Origin of the sequence: Halomonas sp. GT, from assembly GCF_002082565.1 — a bacterium.
Lineage (GTDB): Bacteria > Pseudomonadota > Gammaproteobacteria > Pseudomonadales > Halomonadaceae > Vreelandella.
On sequence record NZ_CP020562.1, the window covers coordinates 2,114,177 to 2,135,890 of the forward strand.

Sequence of the window (21,714 nt, forward strand, 5' to 3'; positions counted from 1 at the left end):
TTTTAGCTGCACGAATTCCGCGGCTATCGTCCCCCGTATACCGCGCTACCTAGCCAGAAGGACCCACGGTTATTGCTCACCTGCCGAACCCGGCTTAAGCAACAGCTGATAGACAGATGCACGGTCAGCATTGGCACGGCGGCGCAGTGACTCATAGTCAGCCAACAGCTGTAGTAGGTCGCGGTTGTGAGACACACGGCGCTGCGGCTCACTCAATGGCGTCACCAGATGCGCGGGCACTTCCGGCATCACCAGCACTGGCACTGTCACCGGCTTCGGGGAGCTCGCGCACCCAGTCGCCAACAGCAGCAGGCAGAGGCTGCCCAGCCCAATCACTAGTCGTTGCATCGTCTCTCTCCAGTTGCTGGGCCGTCTGGCGCATCATGTCTACTAGCTCAGTGTCACGCTGCAGCTGCTCATCACGTGCTGATAGCACGGCACTCAGTGTGTTGATTTGCTCACGCTGCCAGCGCTGGTGTTCCTGCAGTATCTCTACCTGATCGTGTGCCCGAGCTAATCGCGTCTCGGTTGCCGATAGCTGCAACGCATACTGCCGCGCCTGCATGCCCGCAAAGATCGTGATGCCCAGCAATCCGGCGACCATCCAGCCAGACAAGTTGCCTAAGATGCGCTTAATCATTTCAGCCACCTTCCAAGGGTCTTATCAAAGATTTGATCCGCACGTTGCCCGAACCACTCAGTTCCCTTGAAAGCGACCACGCCGCCGATAGCAGCAGCTAAATTTGCAGGTAGCCCCCAATACTGCAAAACAGGAAATGCCGTGAGCGTCAGGCAGCCGCAAAGCACAGCTTCCAACCACGACTGCCGAGCCTTGTTGCCCGCATGTAGCCCTCGTACTAACGCCACTACGAACGCCAAACCAGTCGCATACAATTGAGGCCAAACCAGCGCGATGTACGTCAACAACGCCTGCCATAAGTTAGGGTCACGTCCCGGCATGAGAAGACTCTTTATTGAATGAATGTCACGCCGCCCGCGCCGCGTCCGCGATCACGCCTGCCACCGCATCAACCAGCGCGTCATAATGCTGTTTGAACTGGTACAGATCGTTAGCGTTAGATAAGAAGAACAACTCATGAATAATGCCGCCGCCGTCACTCACGAACGCCAAGCGCTCGTGGTACCCAGCGTTCTCAGGCTTAGCCCCACGGTTGGGAATGCCTAACAAACCAGCAGTCACACGGCAAAGCTCAGCACCCAGCGGCTTGTTATGAGCGCGGGATAACGTCTCAACGCCGGTAGCACCTGGACCACCACCGTTGGTGTGAAACTCAATCGCAATATCAGCCGCATTAGCGATCGGCACTGCATCACGCAACGGCAGGTTCTCGCCGGGGTCGCCATCCAACACATGGCGGATACCCAAGCCATCTAGCCGCGCACTAACATCATCCCGAAACTGCAGAACGATATCGGCCTCTTTATAGCCGTTGGCAACGATCCCCGGCACCGTGTCGCTATGCCCTGCTGAAAGCATCACTGTGTTGCGTTGGGGTGACCGCTGAGGCACCGCGTTGACGTGATCAATCCACCGCATGCCCATTGGCCTTCCTCCTAAAATTAAAATGCCCCGCACAGCCGAAGCCATGCGAGGCACCGCCCACCACGGACGGGAGCACTTGTTGTCTAGCGCCCAACAAAAAGCCCCAGTGGGTGGCTGGGGCTTCTAGGTGGCGCAATTACTAGACGATAGCTGAATGGTGGCCCTTGACTGCGGTGGCATCAAGCCGTTTTTAATGCCAAACGATAAATCCAATTACAGCGTTAGGCATGGTTGGGCAAGCATCGAAAAACTTAATGATTAACGTCTTTTTGTTCGCTTACTACGGTTACGCAGCTGGGCTCTGATCTCGATGTGCAGCTTGTGGAGGCGATCGTAGTACGTGCGCTCAGCAAGTCCGAGACGTGCCGCCTTTGCATCGTTGTAGCCATTCCACAGGTAATGCTCGTGGGCCAACACCTGAAGCTCATCGCTCAGACCGTTGACGGCCTGCTGGACTTCCCATGCAGCATCATCCATATCACCTAGCCCGAGCAGATCACGCGAGCCCTTCGGGCCACCGCTAGGCATCACGCCGCCGAACTCCGCCAAGCGTCCCAGAGGTGAGCATTGACGCATTCCCCGCCCTTTCAGCTGATCGGCCCAGTGCTGTAGCAATTCGTCGATTTCCTTGATCATAACGGCCTCTGTCTGACTGTCTGACTCTTTGTCTGAATATCTGTCTGATTAAATTCATTATATTAATTAATAACTTATTTAATTATTCAGACATTCAGACAGAAATATAAAGGGGTTAGTAATGTGCGTACGCGCGCGCATGGGCTACTCGGATAAAGTCTGTCGGACTGTCGGAAACCGCATAACGGCGGGATTCTTGCGTCTGAAAGTCTGTCTGAATGTCTGTCTGACTGTCGGAATCATCATCAAGTGGCCTCATGCTTTACTTCCACCCGGAAACGGAACGCCCGCGCCTGCTCAGCCGCGAAGTCAGGCCAGCCCTTCTTACCGATCTTGTCCGCATACTCAGGCGGTACGAACAGCCGCGTCGTTTTGAAGTCGCCGCTGCTGGCTGGGTAACGAATATCCCGCCGATCCCTTAGCATGTCCCTTGCTACCTCATCGCAGAACCAACGCTGCTTAGTCTTGAACTCATTGGTGTTCTCGCACCATCGCAAAAAAGCCTTCCAAAGATCCGGCACTGCCACCACCCCATAAGGCAAATCTGGGATATCACCATTGCGCCACTCATAAATAAAGAAGCGCGCAGGCGAAAGGCTAGAATCGATCAGCCGTTGCTTCGCCTCAGAAAGTGGCGGCTTGGTATGCGGCTTGAAGTCGTCTAATGGCAGGTTCAGCAAGTAATGGTAAAACGCCTCGACGCCACCCTGGTCAATTTCATCGGCCAGCTTCTCGAAGTAGTCCGCCGGCGGCACATTCTCAACATGCAGCACGAAATAGCGCCGATCCCCCAGATCAAGCTCCAAGGGAACCGTAGAGTTAGACAGAAATACGAAATTCACATGGTTTTGCTCACTGCGCAGCGGCATGTTCTTTTCATTGATCTGGAGCTCATCGCCCGTTACTACGTGCTTGAGAACGCCCTTGTAATGCGCCTTCTCAGCCCTGCTTACTACCTCCTCAGCCAGCGCGAACAACCGCCGTGACTGCCAGCCCGTAAACTGGCTTTCCAGCTGAGCCTGCCCAATCGTGACACCATACTCGCCATAGATACGCTTTAAGATGCCCTCGAACAACAGCGACTTCCCCGTACCTTCAGCACCATGCACCAGAACTGCGCTCGCCATCTTGGTACCAGGCTGTTGAAGCGGTAATGCCATCCACTTCATCAACCACCAAAACTCTTCCTCACGCTTACCGCATAGCCGATAGATATGGGCGCGAATTAACTCGCAGCCATCGGCACCCCGTTCGTCTGGCGTCATCTTGAAACCGTCATACAAGTTCACGTTCAAGCGCGGATCCACTTCCTCAGTCGGGTCAAACACCACATCTTCGGCAATCATGCGCCACGGGTGGTCCTGCCACTCTTTGAACGTCTCACGACCCACCGCTTCACGAACATGGGGCACTCGGATCAACTTGCCGCGCATGCCATCCCAGATTAAATCCGTGCCGTAAATCAGCCGAAAGTGGCGCAGCATGTCATCTTTACGGATGCGAACGCCATACTGGCTTTCCCCCTGCCCCTCCGGCGTGTGCGTGGGCGCGCTATCCTGCCCTTGACCTATTTCACTGGTACCGCACTCCAGAGAGGGGGCGATGGGGAGAGGTTGACTACTATCGTTAGCCGCCTCAAGCGCAGAAAACAACTGTTGCCTTACAGCATCCAAGCCCTCAGCAACATGCAGGTCATTCCAATCAGCCATTACGCAGCCTCCTGGCTCAGCTGGGGAAACACCGCCACCGCATGCATGGCTTGCGCGATCTCCTCGGCTTTCTTGCGACCAGGGTTATCCTTCACTTGCGGATCATCATCACCGCAAATCACCAAGCGCGCCTGTTGATACAGCTGCCCAAGCAGTGGCACAACGCGCTGCAGGTTACCCGCATCAAGAGCAACAGCCACAGGCCACCCCGTCGCCATGTGAATACTGGCCGCCGTTGCGTAGCCTTCAGCCACCGCCACAACGTCAGCTTCACTCGCATCACCAATGCGGTGCCAAGTGCCTGCCTTCCGGCCATACTTCGGAAACAGCTTAGTGCCATTAGGCTTAATCAACTGAATGGAGACCACCTTGCCGTTAACATCACGCAGTGGTATCACCACATCGCCCTGCTGAATACGCATAAATGAGATATGGTCGGGGCGCGGCTGGGGCAAGTCATCAAAAAACCGTTTCACCTCCATGCCCGGCCACACATCCGCACGTTGCGCCTGGTCGTCAATGCTGATAACCACCGAGCAACGCGGGAACCACACGCCAAACGCCCCCACCTGCTTAGCGTCCAGATACGCAGATTGTCCTTCCCGCACGCAGTGCTTTTTGATGAAGTGGCGGCACGCCATGGCCACCGCGTCCCGCATCGCTTCACGGCGCTGTTCATCGGCCTCGATCTCGGCTTGGCGAGCTTTGCGCCGAGTTTCCTGCTCAGCCTTCATCCGCTTGCGATCGGCGGCAGTCATCTCTTTGCGTTCCCGCTTCCACCCATTCTGCTGTGCATGGTGGATAATGGTGCCCATGCGGTTGTTGCCCACCTGCAAGCTACGCCATACGCTTTGCGCATCCTTCGCGTTGTAGCTCTCCCCGCCCTGACTCCATTCATCCCAGGCAAACCAGCCATCATCGCCGTACTCGGTTTTGACGGCATTACCGATGTTCACCCACGTCTCGCGGTCATCTGCAGGAATGTGTGTCAAAGCTAAGCGTAATTCGTTTATGCTAAGAAGATCAGTCAGCATGACACCCCCAAACAAAGCCCTGTGGACTAGCTTTAGTCAGCATAAACTTTTGGAATGAATGAACATGGATCGCAAAAAATATTTGAAAATACTGAATTTTCTTAACGACAGCTATATGAGCACTAAAGCCTTGAAGCCATATGAATTGAATATGAGCTTCGACGATATGAACACGTCGGCTTTCTATCTGCAGGAGCATGGCCTCGCTGAATTTACTGGCATAATTGAGTCCAAACGCGCAGCTAGCCATGTAGAGGCTGTGGGCGGTGATATTGAACAGCAGATCTACGGCTCTATTACGACCAAGGGGCTTGATTATTTGAAGGAAGATGGAGGATTGACAAGCGAACTCAATGTTCAAGTGATCAGACTGGATGCCACCACAATTCAACAGCTGATTGACGCTAAAATCATCCAGAGTACTTCTATTCCAGAGCATGAAAAACCGGCCCTCCGTGAAGCCCTCAAAGGCATGAAGGAAGAAGGCCTGAAACAGCTCACTACTCGCTTGATCAGCTACGGTTTGGATCAGGGAACCGTCACAGCTCAGCAGCTTAGTCAATGGTTGACCAGTTGAACTGCAATTAACAGAGTGCCCTTTACTCAATGTATGAGGATGTTTTCGATGAAGCACCTTGATCGAGGAAGCCAGCGTGATTTGCTGAATCAGCTTGCAGAAAGGTATCCGGAGCCGGCTGATCACTTCTTTGATCAAACTGATCTCCACCACCCCGATAGCGTGAATCTGCATTACCTTGAAGGGCATGGCCTGGTGGAACTCGGTAGAAGTGATCCTTTCAGCCTCAGACATACTTATGGTGAGAGAAAATTCAACGGCAACAAACCTAATGGAAGTGTTCGCATCACTGAAGCGGGTATGGATTTCATACAAGACGATGGTGGTCTCTCCGCCATCCTCGGTACTGTTACCGTTAAACTTCACGTAGATACGATCCGCGACCTCATCGAGTCGAAGATCAATAACAACGAGGACATTACGCCAGATAAGAAGTCCAGCCTGATAAACAGCCTTCGAAAAATGCCTGAAGAAGTAATGAGGCAACTGACACAAAAGTTGATAGGGTACGGGCTTGATCAAGCACCCAGCGCTTGGGGAGCTATCATCAGAGCACTTGAAAACTAACGGAGCCTTGATATGAGCGAGAAAACTTCTGATCTGCAAACATCTATTCTCAACTACATCAGTGAGAATAACCACGCTCATAATTGGGTGCCCATTGAACCTGAATCGTTCGAAGAGCGACCACTCGCTGAACTGGTTTCCTCCTGCAAAAAGCTTGAAGATGCAGGACTGTTGGAAATGGATTACCCAGCAGCTAGCCTTTTCGCAATCAAACCCGGCGGCGAGCGTGTAAGCATATCCGATCCGAACTCCACATTGCTTTGTGCGATCACAGTGAACGGTATTCGGGAAATAAATAGCTAGCATCACCGCTTCTCCCTTCTCGTTTGGCACGGCACACACGTAACCACACCAGGCAGACGCTCACGGCGGGCGGCAGGGATCTCCTCGCCACAATCCACGCAGTCAATTACCTCAGTTACGCTGGCAGGCACCGCCGCCTGCTGGCGACCCTTCAGCGCCTGCTCTAAACGCCACTCCATGTACTCAGTTGCAACATCAGCGTTATCCATGGCGCACCTCCCCATCGAACCGTTGGGCACTCACTAGTAGCGCCTGCACCGAACCAATAAGCTGGCACTTGAGCTTTTCCAATTCCGCTTTCTCATGATCGTGATAAGTACCATCGCGGCGATGCTCACTGATCCGAGTGATCATTTCAGACACCTGGCTAGACAGGTTCGCGACGTAGTTCAGCAACTGCTGTTCGCTACACTCGCTACTCTCCTCGTCGTATTCAAACCAATGCGCGTTCGGTACCAGCGATAACAGTGAATCCAAGATGCGCGGGTCACGCGTCGCTTCAAGAACATGCTCTAAGTCGTCAATGCTCAGTTTGTGGTTATCGGCGTTGGGGTTAAGGCGATGCTGCAGCGTGGTGGCAGGCAGCCCGTAAACGGCCGCAATGGCTTTGCCGCCGCCGGGATAATCACGCGCGGCGTGATACATCGATAAATTGAGGGGCAGGATTTCGCGCTCAGCGCGTTCCCGCGAGGTGGGCCAGATCTTAGACATGGCATTACTCCCGAAACGTTGCCATGCAACCCACCCGCCAATCGGTTATATTGGGGATGTGTCGCATTTCATTGCATTGGTTTGCGCACAGCAGAGCGGGCCTGTGGTGGGCATCTAAACCGCTCTGCACCTTCGCCGGGGAGTAAACCTGTGGTGGGAAGATCTCCCCGGCACCTCTAAAGCTGCTGGTTAGGCGGCTTTTTTGTTTAATTCTTCTTCAGTCACACCGTAATGCATTAGCACCTCAGATAAGGACACGTTGCCTTCACTGGCTATTGCAAGCTTGCGCATATACCTCAATGAAGCTGCCTTTCTGGCTTTGAGCACATGCACTCTCAAATAGCCTACTGAAGTATCCACACGCGCAGCATAAGCTTCCAGTGGGTTCACGCCTCGCGCATCAGTACGGTCTAGCTCTCGAAGATAGTCATATAATTTCATAGCAGCCTCGATACTACCTATATGGTATTGGCTTATCAATACCTAAATGCTCGTTTACCTTTTAGGTAATGTCAAGGAAACTTGGCTCATGGATATCAAAACTACGCGCCGCATGCGCGTTCAGAGCCTCATCAAAGAGCGCGAACTCACCCTTAAGGCTTTCGCAGATAAAATTGACAGAAGCCAAGGCCAGGTAAGTGCCATAGCAGGAGCCTCAGCCCACAAGGGTATTGGGGACGCATTGGCACGTCATATTGAAAACTGTCTCCACCTTCCTCACGGTCACCTTGACCAGCCAATTGCAGACAGTAACGCCTCGGTCATTACAACCACGACCTCTCGCCAGCTACCTGTGCTTGGCCTCGCATCGGCAGGGAAGCTAATGGAAAACATTCAGGAAGCGAACGTCACAGAGTATGTAATAGCTCCCGGCCCGACTGGCCCACAAGCTTTTGCCCTAAGGATCGAAGGCATCAGCATGGAGCCGCGCTTTCAAGAAGGCGACAAGATCGTTATCGATCCCGACCTTGAATGGAAGAATGGCGACTTTGTTTATGCCATGCGCATTTCGGATAACCACGGCACCTTCAAACAGTTGCGCTGCGAAGACGGCGAAATGTATCTCTGTGCGACTAATCCTAGTTTTGAGCCTCGCTACACCCGTATGGATGGGGAATGGACTATTTTAGGTAAGGCGCGCTGGCGTGTAGAAGATCTATAAGGAACAACCATGGCTCGTCCAAGAGTATTTATTAGCTCCACATATTTCGATCTAAAAAACGTACGCTCAGACCTAGAACGGTTCATTAAGGAAATTGGCTATGATCCAGTACTTAATGAACGAGGGAACATACCTTACGGCAACCAGTCAGAGCTTGAGCAGTACTGTTATAAAGAAATCAACAATTGCGATATATTGATCTCAATCGTTGGAAGCAGATATGGCACCGGATCTCGTCTTCATGATGCATCAATATCTAACCAAGAACTAAAACAAGCAATTGATTTAGGAAAGCAAGTATATATATTCATTGATAAAACAGTCCATGCAGAATTTAGAACGTACGAAAAAAACAAAAAAAATGAGAATATACAGTATGCTGCGGTTGACAACCCCAAGATATACAAGTTCATAGAGGAAATTAGTAGCTTACCAATAAACAATAATATTGCTGGCTTCGAAACCTCAAGCGACATAATTTTTTATTTAAGAGAGCAATGGTCAGGCCTATTCCAAAGACTTCTTAGCGAAGAGGCAAAGAAAAAAGAACTACAAGCAATTGAAGATATTAAATCAGCGGCTAAAACTCTCGAACAACTAGTAACATTCCTAACTAATGAGAGAAAAGAAACTGATTCAACAATAAAAGAAATACTCCTTTCTAACCACCCAGCATTTTTAGCAATAAAACAAAAATTATTAATTCCATTTAGAGTTTATTTCACCAACCTTGATGAGCTTAACGAATTATTGTCTGACAGGGGATTTGAAGACATAAACATTCCAGGAATAGGGGAAACAGATTCGCTAGAATGGTGCGATTTTGGATCAAGCAAACTGAGTACAGTAAAAATTAGCAGTAATTTATTTGATGACCAAATGAAACTAAATATTATCACTCCTGAAGAATGGGATGACAGCTGGGTGCAGGTACATACACAGACACCTAGACGTCTAAGAGATGTATCTGTTCCTCCAGCTACATCAGATTTTGATGACGAAATACCTTTTTAAATACCCAAAAGGTATTTACAAAACACCCATTTGGTACTAGCCTAGCTCCTTACACGCCCACCACGTGTAGGAGAAAGCTATGCAAACCCATGCCCCAACATGCCGGGTGATCATGCACCCGGCCGCAGGTAACAGCCACATCGCCATCGCGGCCATGCAACACGTCACAGGTCGTGTTGCTGCCCGTATCGCTAGCAAAAAATCCCGTACTATCTATCTACTCACCCCTGAAGAAGCGGCAAGATTGCGCCGCCAGGGTGGTGCTGCATGAATACCGTCACCCAACTCCCCGCCCCAGTGCTAACGCAAGCACACCGCGATGCCATGGCCTACATCCAAGCTCTGGCAATCACGATCAGCATGCAAGGCACTTATGCAGTAAGCATTGAATACTCTGGTCAAGTTCATGAGTTCAGCGCCCATGTGTTGCTGTTTAGCGAGATAGAGCAGCGGAACTTCAAAGCGCTCACCACTATAAATGTACAGCTCCCGGGCCGCTGCTCATGGATGGGCGCTCCCGCGCTGCAAGAGCTACAGACCATGGCACTAATACTGGAAGGTTTCCTAACCCCACCTACAGGAGACGACGCCGCATGAACGCCCCCCAACACCCACCGCCCGCCCGCGTACTCGGCCAGCGCTACACACTTCAAGAAGCGGCCGCACTGCTGGGCACTGGCCGCAACACGCTGTGCAAGCAACTACGTGAGATCGGCATGCTGGATGCTTCCAACGTGGCCACCCGCCCGCACACATCAACTGGCCGCTTGGTGGTTGAGCTAAAAGCCTATGAAAACCCAGGACTAGGCACCGAACGCCCCTACGGTAAAACGCTGGTCACAGAACGCGGCCTGCTCTACATCGCAAATCGCCTAAGCATCCGCATCCAGCGTGAAGCCGCCAACGACAGCTGACCTATAACCCCGTTTCGCGACGCTGCCAATGCAGCGCCGAAAAACCACGGCCTAAAGGCCACACCACCACGTAGATAGAGGAAACCAATCATGGCTAACGAACCTACCTCAACCGACATTAACGCCCTGCTCGACGATCTAGACGCCGGCATCTTCCGCGAAAAGCTAGCCCGAGCCCTAAGTGATGCCGCTGCTGGTTGCGTCGCTCATGGCAAAGCCGCTGACGTCACCATCAAGTTCAGCCTGAAGCAGATCGCGGACAGCTCCCAAGTCGATTGCGCCCACAAGCTCAGCTATGTAGTGCCCACCGCCAAAGGCAAGCGCTCTGAGGAGAACACCACAAAAACGCCGCTATACGTCGGCCGTGGTGGCAAGCTCACGCTGTTCCCCGAAAACCAGGGAAAGTTTGAGTTTAACGAACAGCCCAACACCCAGCGCGCCTAACCAGCGCACTGACACACCCAAAACCCACCAACGCAAACCAATGCAAGAGGAATGACCATGGACCATCAAGCCATCGAAAAGATTGAAGCCCTCGTTCACGCGGCACAGATCGGCAACCCGGGCACCGATGCCCCTACGATGTTGGTACCGAAGGGCTACGAGCTGCAGTCGCTAGAAAACTTTCAACAATCGCCCGCCCGCTTCCGTGGCAGCTTCACCACCAGCTCGATTGAAGACTACGCCGCCTACGTCAACGAAGAGGATGAATCACGCGTCTTCGTCAACGTGGATGCCATGTCGGCCAAGGCGTTTTTCGACTTGGGCAACGCCGTCGATCCAGGCCACGGCGACCACACCGCCACGCTCAGCCTGGATAAAACCAGCGCCTTCGTGGCGTGCCTGAACGCCCACGAAAGCGCATTCGGCCAGAAAGAGCTGGCCCACTGGATCGAAGATTGGCACCACTGCATCACCGGGATCGACAGCAATGGCCAGGAGATGACCGCTCAGAAGCTCGCCGCCGCCGTCCGGCGCATCGAGATCAAGGCCAGCTCCGAGCGCGTGTCAGAGGATCGCGACTGGGGCAGCAGCCGGTCAGGCATGGACGCGCTAGATGCCAGCGCAGGTGGCAGCACACCCGACATCATCCGCTTCCACTGCCTGCCGTATGAGGGGTTGTCGTATCGCACGTTTGAAATTCGCGTTTCTATTCTCACCGATGAGACCAAGCCGCGACTGAAGTTGCGCATTATCGGCTTGGAAGCTGCCAAAGAAGAGATGGCGAAAGAGTTCAAAGAAGTGCTCGCCGAAGAACTAGGCGAACACAGCACCCTGCTACTCGGCGCCTTCAAGAAGTCGTAAGCCCACCCAGCAACACCCCGCCGCTGCCCACCACCAGCGACGGGGTCCCACCAACGGAGAGCAAACCAATGCAAACTGCACAATCCACAAACCAGACGTGCCCACAATACCCACAATTCAAACTGGTGGAGTTTAACAAGGTTCGCCAAATGCGCGGCACCGAAGCTGCCAGGATTGAGATTATCTATGCCGAAGGCGACCACGATTGGCTCTGGATGTCTGCCGGCGACCTACACGGCAACATCCGCCAGTTTGGAGAGCATGAAGCTTTAACCGAAGCACTCAAGGCCTACGGCCAAGGGGGCCGGGAATGAGCTACGAAGCTTGGCGTATTACTTTTCAAGACAGCGAGCAGGCCGCGAAAGCGGCCTATGAAGAATCACAGCGCTGGGAGCGCATGTTTACCATGGCGATCAACAGCATCGTTGAGCTGACTGAAGCCGCAGGCATCCGCAAAGAAGATCAACTTACGGGCGGCACGATCCAGGCTCTCAACGCTATCGATAAACTTAAAGAGCGTAGAGATAAGTGGAAAACCCGAGCGCTGGAAGCTGAGCAAGGTATTCGTGAAATGGTCGCCAAAGCAGCCAATAACAAACTTGAAGGCTACCGAGAACTAGGCAGGAAAGCAGCTGCCGCTGAGGAAGAACGCGATGCGTTGGCAGCGCATGTTGAGCGGGCAAAGGCTGCTGTAAAGCAGCTTGAAAACGATTGCTTTGCTGAAGATATAGAATTTCCCGAAATGTTTGATTTTCTAAGAGATGAAGATGAAACACCCGCCACCAGCCAAGCCCGCCGCGATGCGTTAAAGCTAGCGGAATTTATCGAACAACATGCCGAAAACCTGGGGGCCTGTACGCGTAATTATGCGGATAAGCTAGCTCACGACCTTCACCTCCAAGCTAATGGAGGTGGCCAGTGAAATTCTCAATGAACGGCTTCCGCCGCCAGTTTAGCGGGGATGTTAAAGAGCTCCGCTTTATCATCAAAAATGTAATTAACGATGAGTGGTATAGCAAAGAAGAGCTAGCCGAGGCGTTGAACGCTGTTGTACAGCATAGCAATGTTTTGAACTGCATCTATTCATCCACCGATCCCGACTTCACAGACATGAGCGATCTGGAAGTTGAGCACCTTGATCTGGATGAAGAACACCAGGATGAAGAAGCGCACCAAGAATCAACACTATGCTCAGAATGCGATGGAGATGGTGCTGTTTTTGGTGTTGAGTGCTGTATCTGCGATGGAAAAGGAAGGTTAACTGCTGAAGAAGCAACACAGTTCTACAACGAGCGTAGCCAAGTCGAAGGGTATGCCCAATGAAACGACAACCTCCCCACTGGCGCACCCAGTACGCCCTCGACTACGAAGGCGAAATCAACGTCGATCTATTCGCCGGCGGTGGCGGTGCCAGCACCGGATTAGAGATAGGTTTGAAGCGACCTGCGCACGTCGCCATCAATCACGATCCCGACGCCATCAGCATGCACACCGCCAATCATCCAGGTGCAGACCACTATGAAACCGATGTGTACGAAGTGGACCCGATTGCCGCCACGCATGGGCGCCCGGTTGGCTGGCTGCATGCCAGCCCGGATTGTACCCATCACAGCCAAGCCCGTGGCGGGCAACCACGCAAACGTGCTATCCGCTCGCTAAGCTGGGTCGTTCACAAATGGGCAGGCCTAGTGCGCCCGCGTGTTATCTCACTGGAGAACGTCGAGCAAATACTGCAGTGGGGCCCACTGGTCGCCAAACGCTGCAAAGAAACCGGCCGTGTAATGAAAATCGATGGCACCGTAGCCGCTCCCGGTGAACGAACGCCGATCAATGAACAGTTCCTGGTACCGGATAAGAAACGCCGGAGCCAGAATTGGCGGCACTTCATCGGGGGCTTACGGGCACTAGGTTATGAAGTGGAGTGGCGTACTATCGCCGCTTGTGACTTTGGCGCCCCCACAACACGCAAGCGTTTATATCTGATCACCCGCCGAGATGGCCAGCCCATCGTCTGGCCGACACCGACTCACGCCCGCAAACCCGCCAAGGGCCAAAAGCGCTATGCATCGGCGGCATCGTGTATTGACTGGTCAGACCTTGGCAAAAGCATCTTCAACAGACCCCGCCCGCTAGCAGAGAACACACTGAAACGCATCGCAAAGGGCATTGATAAGTTCGTGATCGGCGCCGCTGAGCCGTTCATTGTGCCGATTGCCAATTACGGAACCGGTGAAGTCGTTCAGCCTATTAATGAACCGCTACGCACTATCACTGCATGGCCTAAAGGCGGCAGCTTCGCGGTGGCTTCGCCCTGCTTAGTTCAGCTCGCCCACGGACAAGGAAAACCCGGTGGCGTCCAGCGCTGGGGAATTGGCAGCCGCGACATTGAAGAACCTATGAACACAATCACGGCCAGCAGTGGCATGGCAGTGGCCACTGCATTCATGGCACAGATGAATGGCGGCTTTTATGAAGGCGCTGGCAGATCCGCCGATGACCCACTAAGCACCATCACCGGTCGCGGTACCCAACAACAGATCGTCACCGCCCACTTGATGGTTCAACGCCAAAACCAGCACGGTGCCGACGTAACCGAACCACTCCAGACAATTACAGCAGGCGGCCTTCACCATGGTCTAGTGAGATGCACGCTCTCCCAAGAGGTAGAAGAAAGCGCCCTGCAGGTCGCCGCGTTCCTGATGCGCTACCACAGCACCGGCGGCCAATGGGCAGACCTGCACGACCCGATGACCACCGTGACCACGAAAGACCGGCTTGCCCTGGTGACCGTCTACATCAAAGGCACGCCCTACGTGATCGTGGATATCTGCCTGCGCATGCTCAAGCCCCGCGAGCTCTACCGCGCCCAAGGCTTCCCAGATAGCTACATCATCGATCGCGGCCACGATGGCAAACCGTTCACCATTACCGCGCAAACCCGCATGTGCGGCAACAGCGTCAGCCCGCTCCCCATGGCAGCACTCGCCGCCGCTAACGATCACCAGGTAGTAGAGCTCAACCACATGGAGGGCGTGGCATGAAGACACTAGGAGTTGGCATTAAGCCCGAAACGATGCCAAGCCAAAGCGCACCCTCGACCTGCACACTATTAGGAGGCGGCAATGCTACCGATTGATCACGTCACCATTGAACGATTCAGCGAGCTCACCGGCTACAGCGAGTTTGCGATCAGATCAAAGATCAAGCGCGGAGATTGGCGCCTAAACGAACAGTTCTTTAAAGCGCCTGACGGGCGGGTTTTAATGTCACTTGAGGGATACGCACAGTGGGTAACCAAAGGAGCAACCAAGAAGGCGTCCGCGCTGCGTCCAGCAGTAGCATCGAAATCGACTTCTACTACCAGGGCACGCGCTGCCGCGAACGACTCAAGCTCCAGCCCAGCCCCGCTAACCTGAAAAAAGCGGCGCAACATCGCGCCGCGGTAATTTCATCGATCGACGCCGGCACGTTTGATTACCAAGTTACCTTCCCCCGCAGCAAAAATGCACGCAAGTTCATGCGCCAGGATCGGCTTGATACTTACCTGCGGCAGTGGCTCGATCTAAAGCGGCCCACTCACAAGGCCTCAACGATCAAAACCTACACCACTATTATTGAGCGGCAATTGATCCCTCAGTTCGGCAAGCTTCTACTTGCCGAAGTCACACGCCCCCAAGTGCGCACGTGGGTAGCCTCGCTTAGTTGCGGCAACAAGCGCTTGGCCAATATCGTGATGGTTCTGCGGTCGGCGCTAGACGATGCCGTCAATGATGAACTTCTCGATTCAAACCCTCTCCACGGCTGGCACTACCGCTTGAAAGAAGCACCAGGGCCAAAGAAAGGCCCTGATCCTTTCACACGTGAAGAGCAAGCGGCGATACTCGCTGCAGCGCGAGACAATATACGCCCACTGTTCCAGTTCGCATTCTGGACAGGCCTTAGACCGAGTGAGTACATCGCGCTGGAATGGGGTGATATCGATTGGCACCGTATGGAAATAACGGTGAACAAATCCATTACCACCGCAGCAAAAGGAGAAGCCGAAGACACAAAAACAACTGCAGGCAGACGCACAGTCGCCCTGCTACCACCCGCCACCCAGGCGCTCAAAGCACAAATGCAATACACCAGGCTTCACCCCAGTGGCCGCATCTTCTTGTGGCCACGCAGCCAGAAGCCACTCAGCGGCGACAACGATATAAGAGAGAAGCTTTGGCGCCCGGTTGTGATCCGCTCAGGTGTTCGCTACAGAACGCTCTACCAGACGCGTCACACATACGGTTCGATGATGCTATCCGCAGGCGAGCCGCTAGCTTGGGTCAGCAAGCAGATGGGGCACCGAGACGTGGTGTTCACCGCCCGCACCTACGCACAATGGATACCCAACACCTCCCCCGAGCTGGGCCTTCGCGCAGTCGAGATGTTCGGGGGTAGTCAGCTTTAAGTCAGCATGTTAATGTAAGTACCTGAATTGGTGTGGTACAGAGAAAGTTCGAGTCTCCCCATCCGCACCAATTTAAAGGTCTTTACCTTCGAAAAATTCGGTAGCTTTATGCTAACCGAATTTTTTTGTTTTAGACCTAGTATTACTCAACCAGCTGACCTCAACTTCTTTTTGAGCTACGTTAGCAGTTATCAATGCCGCTTTGATTTGAGAAGGATCTCAACCCATGGAATGGCTTAAAGATAACGCCCAAGCAATATCTGCGATTGCCAGTATCTGCACCCTTCTTGTCTGGGTATTTTATGCCCAACTGCTTTACAACGGCTATGTCCGCCAGCGACGCCCCAGGATTATCGTCAATCGAGGCAAGGGGGTTGGCAAAGACGCGTTATGCTTGATAAGCAACATGAGCAGTGAAGCCATTTATATTCAGCATTTAGTTGCTGTATTACATACGAATGAGCACTGCTATGAGCTTGATGTTGTGGAATATCAGCAGCAAAGCGGTGATGATGAAAATGCGGAGTATCGGACACACCAAGGCCCTCTAGCATCGGGCGATTATCTTCACATACAATCCTTTGGTGCTATCGTTCAGCAGCTTATCAGCCATTATGACATTGATGAGCATTTTTTAAGGCAACAAACGCCTCAGCTTGAAATACGCGTCATCGCTATTTATGGCTCTGAAGACATGCCTGTCGGTGCATCGCGGTACTTTAAATTAAACTTAACTGCTGACTCGCTACACCAGCTAACCCCGCTGCAAGTCGACACTAAACGCATGACCAGCCGTCGAGAACGTAAACGCGTACTGCAATGGGCTAAAGGTATTGAAATGTACAAAGCAAAATAACATGTCGCATTCGGACAATACTTTTCTAGGAACCCATCGATGAAACCAGTGCTCGCGGTCCTCTGCCTTGGCGTATTTTGTGCACTGTCGCCACACTCTTATTCTGCTGAAACCTCTGATACTGAAGCTTCGACTACAGAGACCTATGCTGCTGAGGAAGATAGCGACTTGCCCGAGTGGGCCGAAACGCGCGTTGAGCCATTTCGAGCACGCATTGGCAATTGGGTAGACAACACATCAAGAAACATTGACTCGTTTTTTGGTGGTGATCAGTCAGCTTCCGCTGATAACAGATCTTACCTCCGCCTTGGCCAGGAAATTGACTGGATGGAAGGCGAAGGCACTAACGGTGACATTAGCGTGCGTTATCGCATCGATCTTCCCACGACAGAAGAGCGCCTTCGGTTAATCATCGAAAGTGATCCTGAAGAATCGCAAGGCACGCTAGCTGATCAAGGCTCTGGGCGGCTCTATAACGACCAGCGTGATCGCAGAACATCAACATTCGGCCTTGATTGGTTAGAAAGCAGAGACAAACGTGAGAACTGGAGTAACCGCTTTGGCGCTGGCGTTCGCCTGCGCCTCCCTCTTGACCCCTATGTCCGCTTTACCAGTGAACGCCTGTGGGACTTTAAGGATAGCCCCTGGCAGCTACAATCATTTAATCGACTATCCTGGTTTAACAACTCAGGTTATTCAGCACGTACTGAGTGGGATCTTGGCCGCCCGCTTTCCACCAACCGCCACTTGCGATTTATCACCAATGTGCAATGGCGCGAGGAGGAAGATACGCTTGAGTACAGTGAGGTAGTGCAGCTAAATCAGCGTTTGAACCGCCGCAGCGCGCTTCGCTATTCAGCTATCGCCATCGGTGAAAGTCTGTCTAACCCGCGAATGACAAACTACTACCTGCAAACCCGCTACCGCAGAGATATCCATAAAGGAATACTGTTTGCAGATGTCATTCCAGAACTGCATTTTCAGCGAGAGGTTAGCTACGATCCGCGCTGGGCGATGACATTACGAGTAGAGATGTATTTCCAGCGCGAGCTTCAGAGAGATTACTTTCATTTCTAGCCATTAGTGACCCAAAGCTAACACGCGATAGGCCACTGGCAGTTCAGCCAATGGCCTACTATTTAGATGCAACTGCCAATAGCAATAGCTAGTCTCTTATGATCTAAAGCCTCAACCCACCGTCACACTCGATAATTCGCGCCGTGAAGTAATCATTTTCAAAAATGAAGGCGACACTTTTCGCGATGTCATCTGGATTGCCCAATCGATTAAGAGGCACACTGGAAGAGATTCTTTCCAACATATCGGGTCGCATGGAAGCTGTCATTTCGGTCTCAACAAAGCCTGGCGCCACAGTTCCGGTACGAATGCCGTAACGAGCAAGCTCCTTACCCCAGGTAACTGTCAACGCATGAACACCAGCTTTAGCAGCCGCGTAATTACTTTGCCCCATATTTCCCGCTCGGGAAATACTTGAAATATTGATAATAACGCCCTGGTGCCCTGCTTCTACCATCTGCGTTGCCGCTTCCCGCCCGCACAGGAAAACGCCCGTTAAATTGACATCAAGTACTTTCTGCCAAGCGGATAGCGACATGCGTTTCTCAACTACCCCTTCTTTTGCTTTAATAAGCAAACCGTCGTCAGTAATCCCTGCATTATTAATACAACCGCCTACCGGTCCCATGCGGACTGCAATGTCAGCAAATGCCTGTTGCACTGACTGTTCATCAGCCACATTCGTCACAAATGCGTGCGCTTGAATATTTTGAGACGCTAACGCCGATACCGCCTCATCCAATGCTTCTGCACTCATATCCAAAAGCGCCAACCGGGCACCTTGTTTACCTAGACGCTCCGCCATAGCAAAGCCCAGGCCGCGGGCTCCTCCGGTTATCGCGATCACTTTATTAGTTAGGTTCATTTAATTCTCCTTAGGCCGATACTTGTAAAGACCGATACTTTAAATTGCTTGCTAAGCGCTACCTATATCGCCTCGTAAAATGGCGTCATTGTGCACTGCAGCATAGAAGTTATTGAGCAAAATATCGAGCAATAGAACGCATGCACAAGCACGCTAGCCGAATGTTGGCTGCTTGTTTTCGTGAATTCTGCCACCATATTGTCGAATTACGTTTGTTATGGAGTCTGTCATGCCCATTCTTATTTTTATATCGCTGTTTACGTTAGTTGATTTTGTACTACTGTTTACAATCGGTAGCCAAATTGGTTTGTTAACCACCCTGCTACTGGTACTGGGCACTGGTTTTATTGGGCTACACCTAATCCGCAAAGAGGGTGTTTCCACACTTGCGCGCGCGCAACAGCGTATGCAAGCAGGTGAAATTCCTTCTCAAGAACTGTTTACAGGGGCCGCACTGATTTTCGGTGGCGCATTACTTTTGGCCCCAGGCTTTCTCTCTGATGCGCTCGGCATCGCTTGTCTAATACCTAACGCTCGCCAGCTCATGTTCAAAGCCCTCACTTGGTTGGGCTTAAAAGGCGCCACTGGTCAACAACAGCATGCCCGTCACGAGCAAGCCAATGCATCTCGCTCAAGCGATCAAGAAGGGCCGATTGAAGGCGAATTTATTAGCCGCGATGAAACAGCAAGACGGCGCTGAAGCCTCATTCAAGAAGAATGTCAAAAAACCACATTTTTTTATCGCCTGCCCCTTGAAAGGCTACGAGCAGCCCCCACTTTTGAGTCAGCACACAAGTTCGGCGGATGCACTAGCTTTCGCCATTAACATGAAGGTGACTTACCTTCACTTTTCGCGGGCAAGAGGCCCACGAAAATCTCATTTAGCTAACTGCCCTTATGGGCTTTGACGATACTCAGGAGAACGTGAGCATGAATATCCGTCCTTTGCACGATCGCGTCGTTGTTCGTCGCGTGGAAGAAGAGCAGAAAACCGCTGGCGGCATCGTGCTTCCGGGCAACGCCCAGGAAAAACCCACTCGCGGTGAAGTCCTGGCGGTTGGTAATGGTCGCATTCTCGACAACGGTGACGTTCGCCCGTTGGACGTTAAAGTTGGCGACTCGGTGATTTTCAAAGACGGTTTCGGCGTTGAGAAACAAAAAATCAACGGCGAAGAAGTTCTGATCATGAGCGAAGCCGATATCTTGGCAGTTGTCGAAGGCTAAATCTCGCCTCGATTACTTACTTTTCCTTTTAAATTTCAATGTTTAGGAAATAACGAACATGGCAGCTAAGCAAGTTAAATTCTCCGATGATGCTCGCAAACGCATGGCACGTGGCGTTGACGTTCTGGCCAACGCAGTAAAAGTTACCCTCGGTCCAAAAGGCCGTAACGTGGTACTGGACAAATCCTTCGGCGCGCCAACCGTTACTAAAGATGGTGTATCGGTTGCAAAAGAGATTGAGCTGAAAGACAAGTTCGAGAACATGGGCGCTCAGATGGTTAAGGAAGTTGCTTCCAAAACGTCTGACGCCGCAGGCGACGGTACTACTACAGCAACTGTTCTGGCCCAAGCAATTGTCGCAGAAGGCTTAAAAGGCGTTACTGCGGGTATGAACCCAATGGATCTTAAGCGCGGCATCGACCAAGCGGTCAATGCGGCAGTCAAAGAGATCCAGGCAATGTCTGTTCCTTGCACCGACACCAAGTCGATTGCTCAGGTAGGCACAATCTCGGCTAACGGCGACAAGCGCATTGGCGAGATCATCGCTGAAGCGATGGAAAAAGTCGGTAAAGAAGGCGTCATCACCGTTGATGAAGGTCGTGGCTTTGAAGACGAATTGGAAGTCGTTGAAGGTATGCAGTTTGATCGCGGCTACCTCTCGCCCTACTTCGTGACCAACCAAGACACCATGGCTGTTGAGCTGGAAGACCCTTACATCCTGCTCGTAGACAAGAAAATCTCCAACATCCGCGAATTACTGCCAGTGCTGGAAGCGGTTGCTAAGCAAGGCAAACCGCTCGCAATTATCGCTGAAGATATCGAAGGCGAAGCGCTAGCAACGCTGGTAGTGAACAACATGCGCGGCATCGTTAAAGTTGCTGCCGCTAAGGCACCTGGCTTCGGCGACCGTCGCAAAGCGATGCTACAGGATATCGCTATCCTGACTAACGGCACCGTGATTTCTGAGGAAGTTGGTCTGACGCTTGAGCAAGCGAACCTGGATCACCTGGGTACCGCTAAGCGCATGACGATGTCTAAAGAAAACACCACCATCATCGATGGCGCTGGTGTCGAAAATGACATCGAAGCACGCGTTAACCAGATTCGTGCACAAATCGAAGAAACCTCTTCTGATTACGACAAAGAGAAGCTGCAAGAGCGCGTTGCCAAGCTGGCAGGCGGTGTTGCTGTTATTCGCGTCGGTGCGGCTACCGAAGTAGAAATGAAAGAGAAGAAAGCTCGTGTTGAAGATGCGCTGCACTCAACCCGCGCTGCAGTAGAAGAAGGCGTTGTACCTGGTGGCGGTACTGCACTGGTTCGCGTCATGGCTAAAGTACAGGGCCTGACTGGCGACAACGAAGACCAGAACCATGGTATCAACATGGCGCTGCGCGCTATGCAGTCTCCGCTGCGTCAGATTGTTACCAATGCCGGTGAAGAAGCGGCTGTTGTTATCAACCGCGTGAAAGATGGTGAAGGCAACTTCGGCTATAACGCACAAACGGGTGAGTACGGCGACCTGTTCGAAATGGGTGTTCTAGACCCGGCTAAAGTAACCCGTACTGCACTGCAGTCCGCTGGTTCTGTCGCTGGCCTGATGATCACCACTGAGTGCATGATTGCTGACGATCCTGAAGAGAAAGACGCTGCTCCAGACATGGGTGGCATGGGCGGAATGGGTGGCATGGGCGGCATGATGTAATGCAACCCTGAGCCTATCGCTCTGACGTTTAACGTCGATAAGAACCCCGC

Annotated in this window: 31 protein-coding genes; 20 read left to right on the forward strand and 11 right to left on the reverse strand. The window is 52.4% G+C overall.

Annotation, left to right across the window (positions count from 1 at the left end; genetic code table 11):
* Positions 1 to 69 precede the first annotated feature (69 nt).
* From B6A39_RS18910 to B6A39_RS09940, 7 genes are all read right to left on the reverse strand, one after another.
* Positions 70 to 249, reverse strand: coding sequence for a hypothetical protein (locus B6A39_RS18910; protein WP_442906224.1), 180 nt, complete (start codon positions 247 to 249; stop codon positions 70 to 72).
* Positions 209 to 640 carry a hypothetical protein gene (locus B6A39_RS09915; protein WP_083004805.1) on the reverse strand — a complete coding sequence of 144 codons (432 nt, stop codon included), beginning with the start codon at positions 638 to 640 and terminating at the stop codon, positions 209 to 211. Before B6A39_RS09915 ends, B6A39_RS18910 begins: the two co-directional genes overlap by 41 nt.
* Positions 637 to 960 carry a phage holin, lambda family gene (locus tag B6A39_RS09920; protein ID WP_083004808.1) on the reverse strand — a complete coding sequence of 108 codons (324 nt, stop codon included), beginning with the start codon at positions 958 to 960 and terminating at the stop codon, positions 637 to 639. Before B6A39_RS09920 ends, B6A39_RS09915 begins: the two co-directional genes overlap by 4 nt.
* 25 nt (positions 961 to 985) lie before the next feature.
* Positions 986 to 1,564, reverse strand: coding sequence for an N-acetylmuramoyl-L-alanine amidase (locus B6A39_RS09925; protein ID WP_198036701.1), 579 nt, complete (start codon positions 1,562 to 1,564; stop codon positions 986 to 988).
* Between the two features lie 258 nt (positions 1,565 to 1,822).
* Positions 1,823 to 2,200 carry a hypothetical protein gene (locus B6A39_RS09930; protein WP_083004813.1) on the reverse strand — a complete coding sequence of 126 codons (378 nt, stop codon included), beginning with the start codon at positions 2,198 to 2,200 and terminating at the stop codon, positions 1,823 to 1,825.
* A 245-nt stretch (positions 2,201 to 2,445) separates the two neighbouring features.
* Entirely contained in the window at positions 2,446 to 3,909 is a 1,464-nt protein-coding gene (locus B6A39_RS09935) for a primase-helicase family protein (RefSeq protein WP_083004816.1), read from the reverse strand.
* On the reverse strand, positions 3,909 to 4,943 hold the full coding sequence (locus B6A39_RS09940; protein WP_083004819.1) for a PriCT-2 domain-containing protein: 1,035 nt from the start codon (positions 4,941 to 4,943) through the stop codon (positions 3,909 to 3,911). Before B6A39_RS09940 ends, B6A39_RS09935 begins: the two co-directional genes overlap by 1 nt.
* 64 nt (positions 4,944 to 5,007) lie before the next feature.
* Between B6A39_RS09940 and B6A39_RS09945 the strand changes: the two genes are divergently transcribed.
* Genes B6A39_RS09945 through B6A39_RS09955 form a run of 3 tightly spaced genes read left to right on the forward strand, consistent with a single transcriptional unit; the run spans position 5,008 to position 6,390 of the window.
* Entirely contained in the window at positions 5,008 to 5,520 is a 513-nt protein-coding gene (locus B6A39_RS09945; protein WP_083004821.1) for a hypothetical protein, read from the forward strand.
* Between the two features lie 48 nt (positions 5,521 to 5,568).
* Positions 5,569 to 6,087, forward strand: coding sequence for a hypothetical protein (locus B6A39_RS09950; RefSeq protein ID WP_083004824.1), 519 nt, complete (start codon positions 5,569 to 5,571; stop codon positions 6,085 to 6,087).
* Positions 6,088 to 6,099: 12 nt separating this feature from the next.
* On the forward strand, positions 6,100 to 6,390 hold the full coding sequence (locus B6A39_RS09955; RefSeq protein ID WP_083004828.1) for a hypothetical protein: 291 nt from the start codon (positions 6,100 to 6,102) through the stop codon (positions 6,388 to 6,390).
* A 2-nt stretch (positions 6,391 to 6,392) separates the two neighbouring features.
* On the opposite strand, the gene B6A39_RS09960 is transcribed toward B6A39_RS09955, so the two are convergent.
* The 3 genes from B6A39_RS09960 to B6A39_RS09970 form a co-directional block, all read right to left on the reverse strand.
* Positions 6,393 to 6,599, reverse strand: a complete 207-nt coding sequence (locus tag B6A39_RS09960; RefSeq protein ID WP_156886219.1) for a TraR/DksA C4-type zinc finger protein — start codon at positions 6,597 to 6,599, stop codon at positions 6,393 to 6,395.
* Complete coding sequence (locus B6A39_RS09965) at positions 6,592 to 7,101, reverse strand: phage regulatory CII family protein (protein WP_083004835.1); 510 nt, start codon at positions 7,099 to 7,101, stop codon at positions 6,592 to 6,594. The genes B6A39_RS09960 and B6A39_RS09965 overlap by 8 nt, the downstream gene beginning before the upstream one ends.
* Before the next feature lie 189 nt (positions 7,102 to 7,290).
* Positions 7,291 to 7,542, reverse strand: a complete 252-nt coding sequence (locus tag B6A39_RS09970; protein ID WP_083004840.1) for a hypothetical protein — start codon at positions 7,540 to 7,542, stop codon at positions 7,291 to 7,293.
* An 88-nt stretch (positions 7,543 to 7,630) separates the two neighbouring features.
* Between B6A39_RS09970 and B6A39_RS09975 the strand changes: the two genes are divergently transcribed.
* From B6A39_RS09975 to B6A39_RS10035, 14 genes are all read left to right on the forward strand, one after another.
* Entirely contained in the window at positions 7,631 to 8,263 is a 633-nt protein-coding gene (locus B6A39_RS09975; protein WP_198036702.1) for a LexA family protein, read from the forward strand.
* A gap of 9 nt (positions 8,264 to 8,272) precedes the next feature.
* Positions 8,273 to 9,277 (forward strand): DUF4062 domain-containing protein, encoded by a 1,005-nt coding sequence (locus tag B6A39_RS09980; protein ID WP_083004848.1) that lies wholly within the window; start codon positions 8,273 to 8,275, stop codon positions 9,275 to 9,277.
* A 79-nt stretch (positions 9,278 to 9,356) separates the two neighbouring features.
* A complete protein-coding gene (locus B6A39_RS09985) occupies positions 9,357 to 9,548 on the forward strand; it encodes a hypothetical protein (protein WP_083004852.1) in 192 nt (63 codons plus the stop codon).
* Positions 9,545 to 9,874: a hypothetical protein gene (locus B6A39_RS18915; protein ID WP_156886220.1), complete on the forward strand. Its 330-nt coding sequence runs from the start codon at positions 9,545 to 9,547 to the stop codon at positions 9,872 to 9,874. The genes B6A39_RS09985 and B6A39_RS18915 overlap by 4 nt, the downstream gene beginning before the upstream one ends.
* A complete protein-coding gene (locus tag B6A39_RS09990) occupies positions 9,871 to 10,191 on the forward strand; it encodes a phage antirepressor KilAC domain-containing protein (RefSeq protein ID WP_198036703.1) in 321 nt (106 codons plus the stop codon). The genes B6A39_RS18915 and B6A39_RS09990 overlap by 4 nt, the downstream gene beginning before the upstream one ends.
* A gap of 90 nt (positions 10,192 to 10,281) precedes the next feature.
* Positions 10,282 to 10,635 (forward strand): hypothetical protein, encoded by a 354-nt coding sequence (locus tag B6A39_RS09995; protein ID WP_083004860.1) that lies wholly within the window; start codon positions 10,282 to 10,284, stop codon positions 10,633 to 10,635.
* A gap of 57 nt (positions 10,636 to 10,692) precedes the next feature.
* Positions 10,693 to 11,496, forward strand: coding sequence for a DUF2303 family protein (locus tag B6A39_RS10000; protein WP_198036704.1), 804 nt, complete (start codon positions 10,693 to 10,695; stop codon positions 11,494 to 11,496).
* 68 nt (positions 11,497 to 11,564) lie between these two features.
* Positions 11,565 to 11,810 (forward strand): hypothetical protein, encoded by a 246-nt coding sequence (locus B6A39_RS10005; protein ID WP_083004867.1) that lies wholly within the window; start codon positions 11,565 to 11,567, stop codon positions 11,808 to 11,810.
* Positions 11,807 to 12,418, forward strand: coding sequence for a hypothetical protein (locus B6A39_RS10010; protein WP_083004870.1), 612 nt, complete (start codon positions 11,807 to 11,809; stop codon positions 12,416 to 12,418). The genes B6A39_RS10005 and B6A39_RS10010 overlap by 4 nt, the downstream gene beginning before the upstream one ends.
* On the forward strand, positions 12,415 to 12,819 hold the full coding sequence (locus B6A39_RS10015) for a hypothetical protein (protein ID WP_083004874.1): 405 nt from the start codon (positions 12,415 to 12,417) through the stop codon (positions 12,817 to 12,819). Before B6A39_RS10010 ends, B6A39_RS10015 begins: the two co-directional genes overlap by 4 nt.
* Positions 12,816 to 14,537: a DNA cytosine methyltransferase gene (locus B6A39_RS10020; RefSeq protein ID WP_083004877.1), complete on the forward strand. Its 1,722-nt coding sequence runs from the start codon at positions 12,816 to 12,818 to the stop codon at positions 14,535 to 14,537. The genes B6A39_RS10015 and B6A39_RS10020 overlap by 4 nt, the downstream gene beginning before the upstream one ends.
* Positions 14,538 to 14,782: 245 nt before the next feature.
* Complete coding sequence (locus B6A39_RS10025) at positions 14,783 to 15,940, forward strand: site-specific integrase (protein WP_083004880.1); 1,158 nt, start codon at positions 14,783 to 14,785, stop codon at positions 15,938 to 15,940.
* A 226-nt stretch (positions 15,941 to 16,166) separates the two neighbouring features.
* Complete coding sequence (locus B6A39_RS10030) at positions 16,167 to 16,796, forward strand: hypothetical protein (protein ID WP_083004883.1); 630 nt, start codon at positions 16,167 to 16,169, stop codon at positions 16,794 to 16,796.
* Positions 16,797 to 16,835: 39 nt separating this feature from the next.
* Complete coding sequence (locus B6A39_RS10035; RefSeq protein ID WP_083004886.1) at positions 16,836 to 17,873, forward strand: hypothetical protein; 1,038 nt, start codon at positions 16,836 to 16,838, stop codon at positions 17,871 to 17,873.
* Positions 17,874 to 17,976: 103 nt separating this feature from the next.
* On the opposite strand, the gene B6A39_RS10040 is transcribed toward B6A39_RS10035, so the two are convergent.
* Positions 17,977 to 18,738 (reverse strand): SDR family oxidoreductase, encoded by a 762-nt coding sequence (locus B6A39_RS10040; RefSeq protein ID WP_083004890.1) that lies wholly within the window; start codon positions 18,736 to 18,738, stop codon positions 17,977 to 17,979.
* A 229-nt stretch (positions 18,739 to 18,967) separates the two neighbouring features.
* Here B6A39_RS10040 and B6A39_RS10045 point away from each other — a divergent pair, with 229 nt between their 5' ends.
* From B6A39_RS10045 to groL, 3 genes are all read left to right on the forward strand, one after another.
* Entirely contained in the window at positions 18,968 to 19,438 is a 471-nt protein-coding gene (locus B6A39_RS10045) for an FxsA family protein (protein ID WP_083004893.1), read from the forward strand.
* 230 nt (positions 19,439 to 19,668) lie between these two features.
* Positions 19,669 to 19,962 (forward strand): co-chaperone GroES, encoded by a 294-nt coding sequence (locus B6A39_RS10050; protein WP_009724706.1) that lies wholly within the window; start codon positions 19,669 to 19,671, stop codon positions 19,960 to 19,962.
* Positions 19,963 to 20,020: 58 nt separating this feature from the next.
* Entirely contained in the window at positions 20,021 to 21,664 is a 1,644-nt protein-coding gene (gene groL, locus B6A39_RS10055; protein WP_083004896.1) for a chaperonin GroEL, read from the forward strand.
* Positions 21,665 to 21,714: the final 50 nt, after the last annotated feature.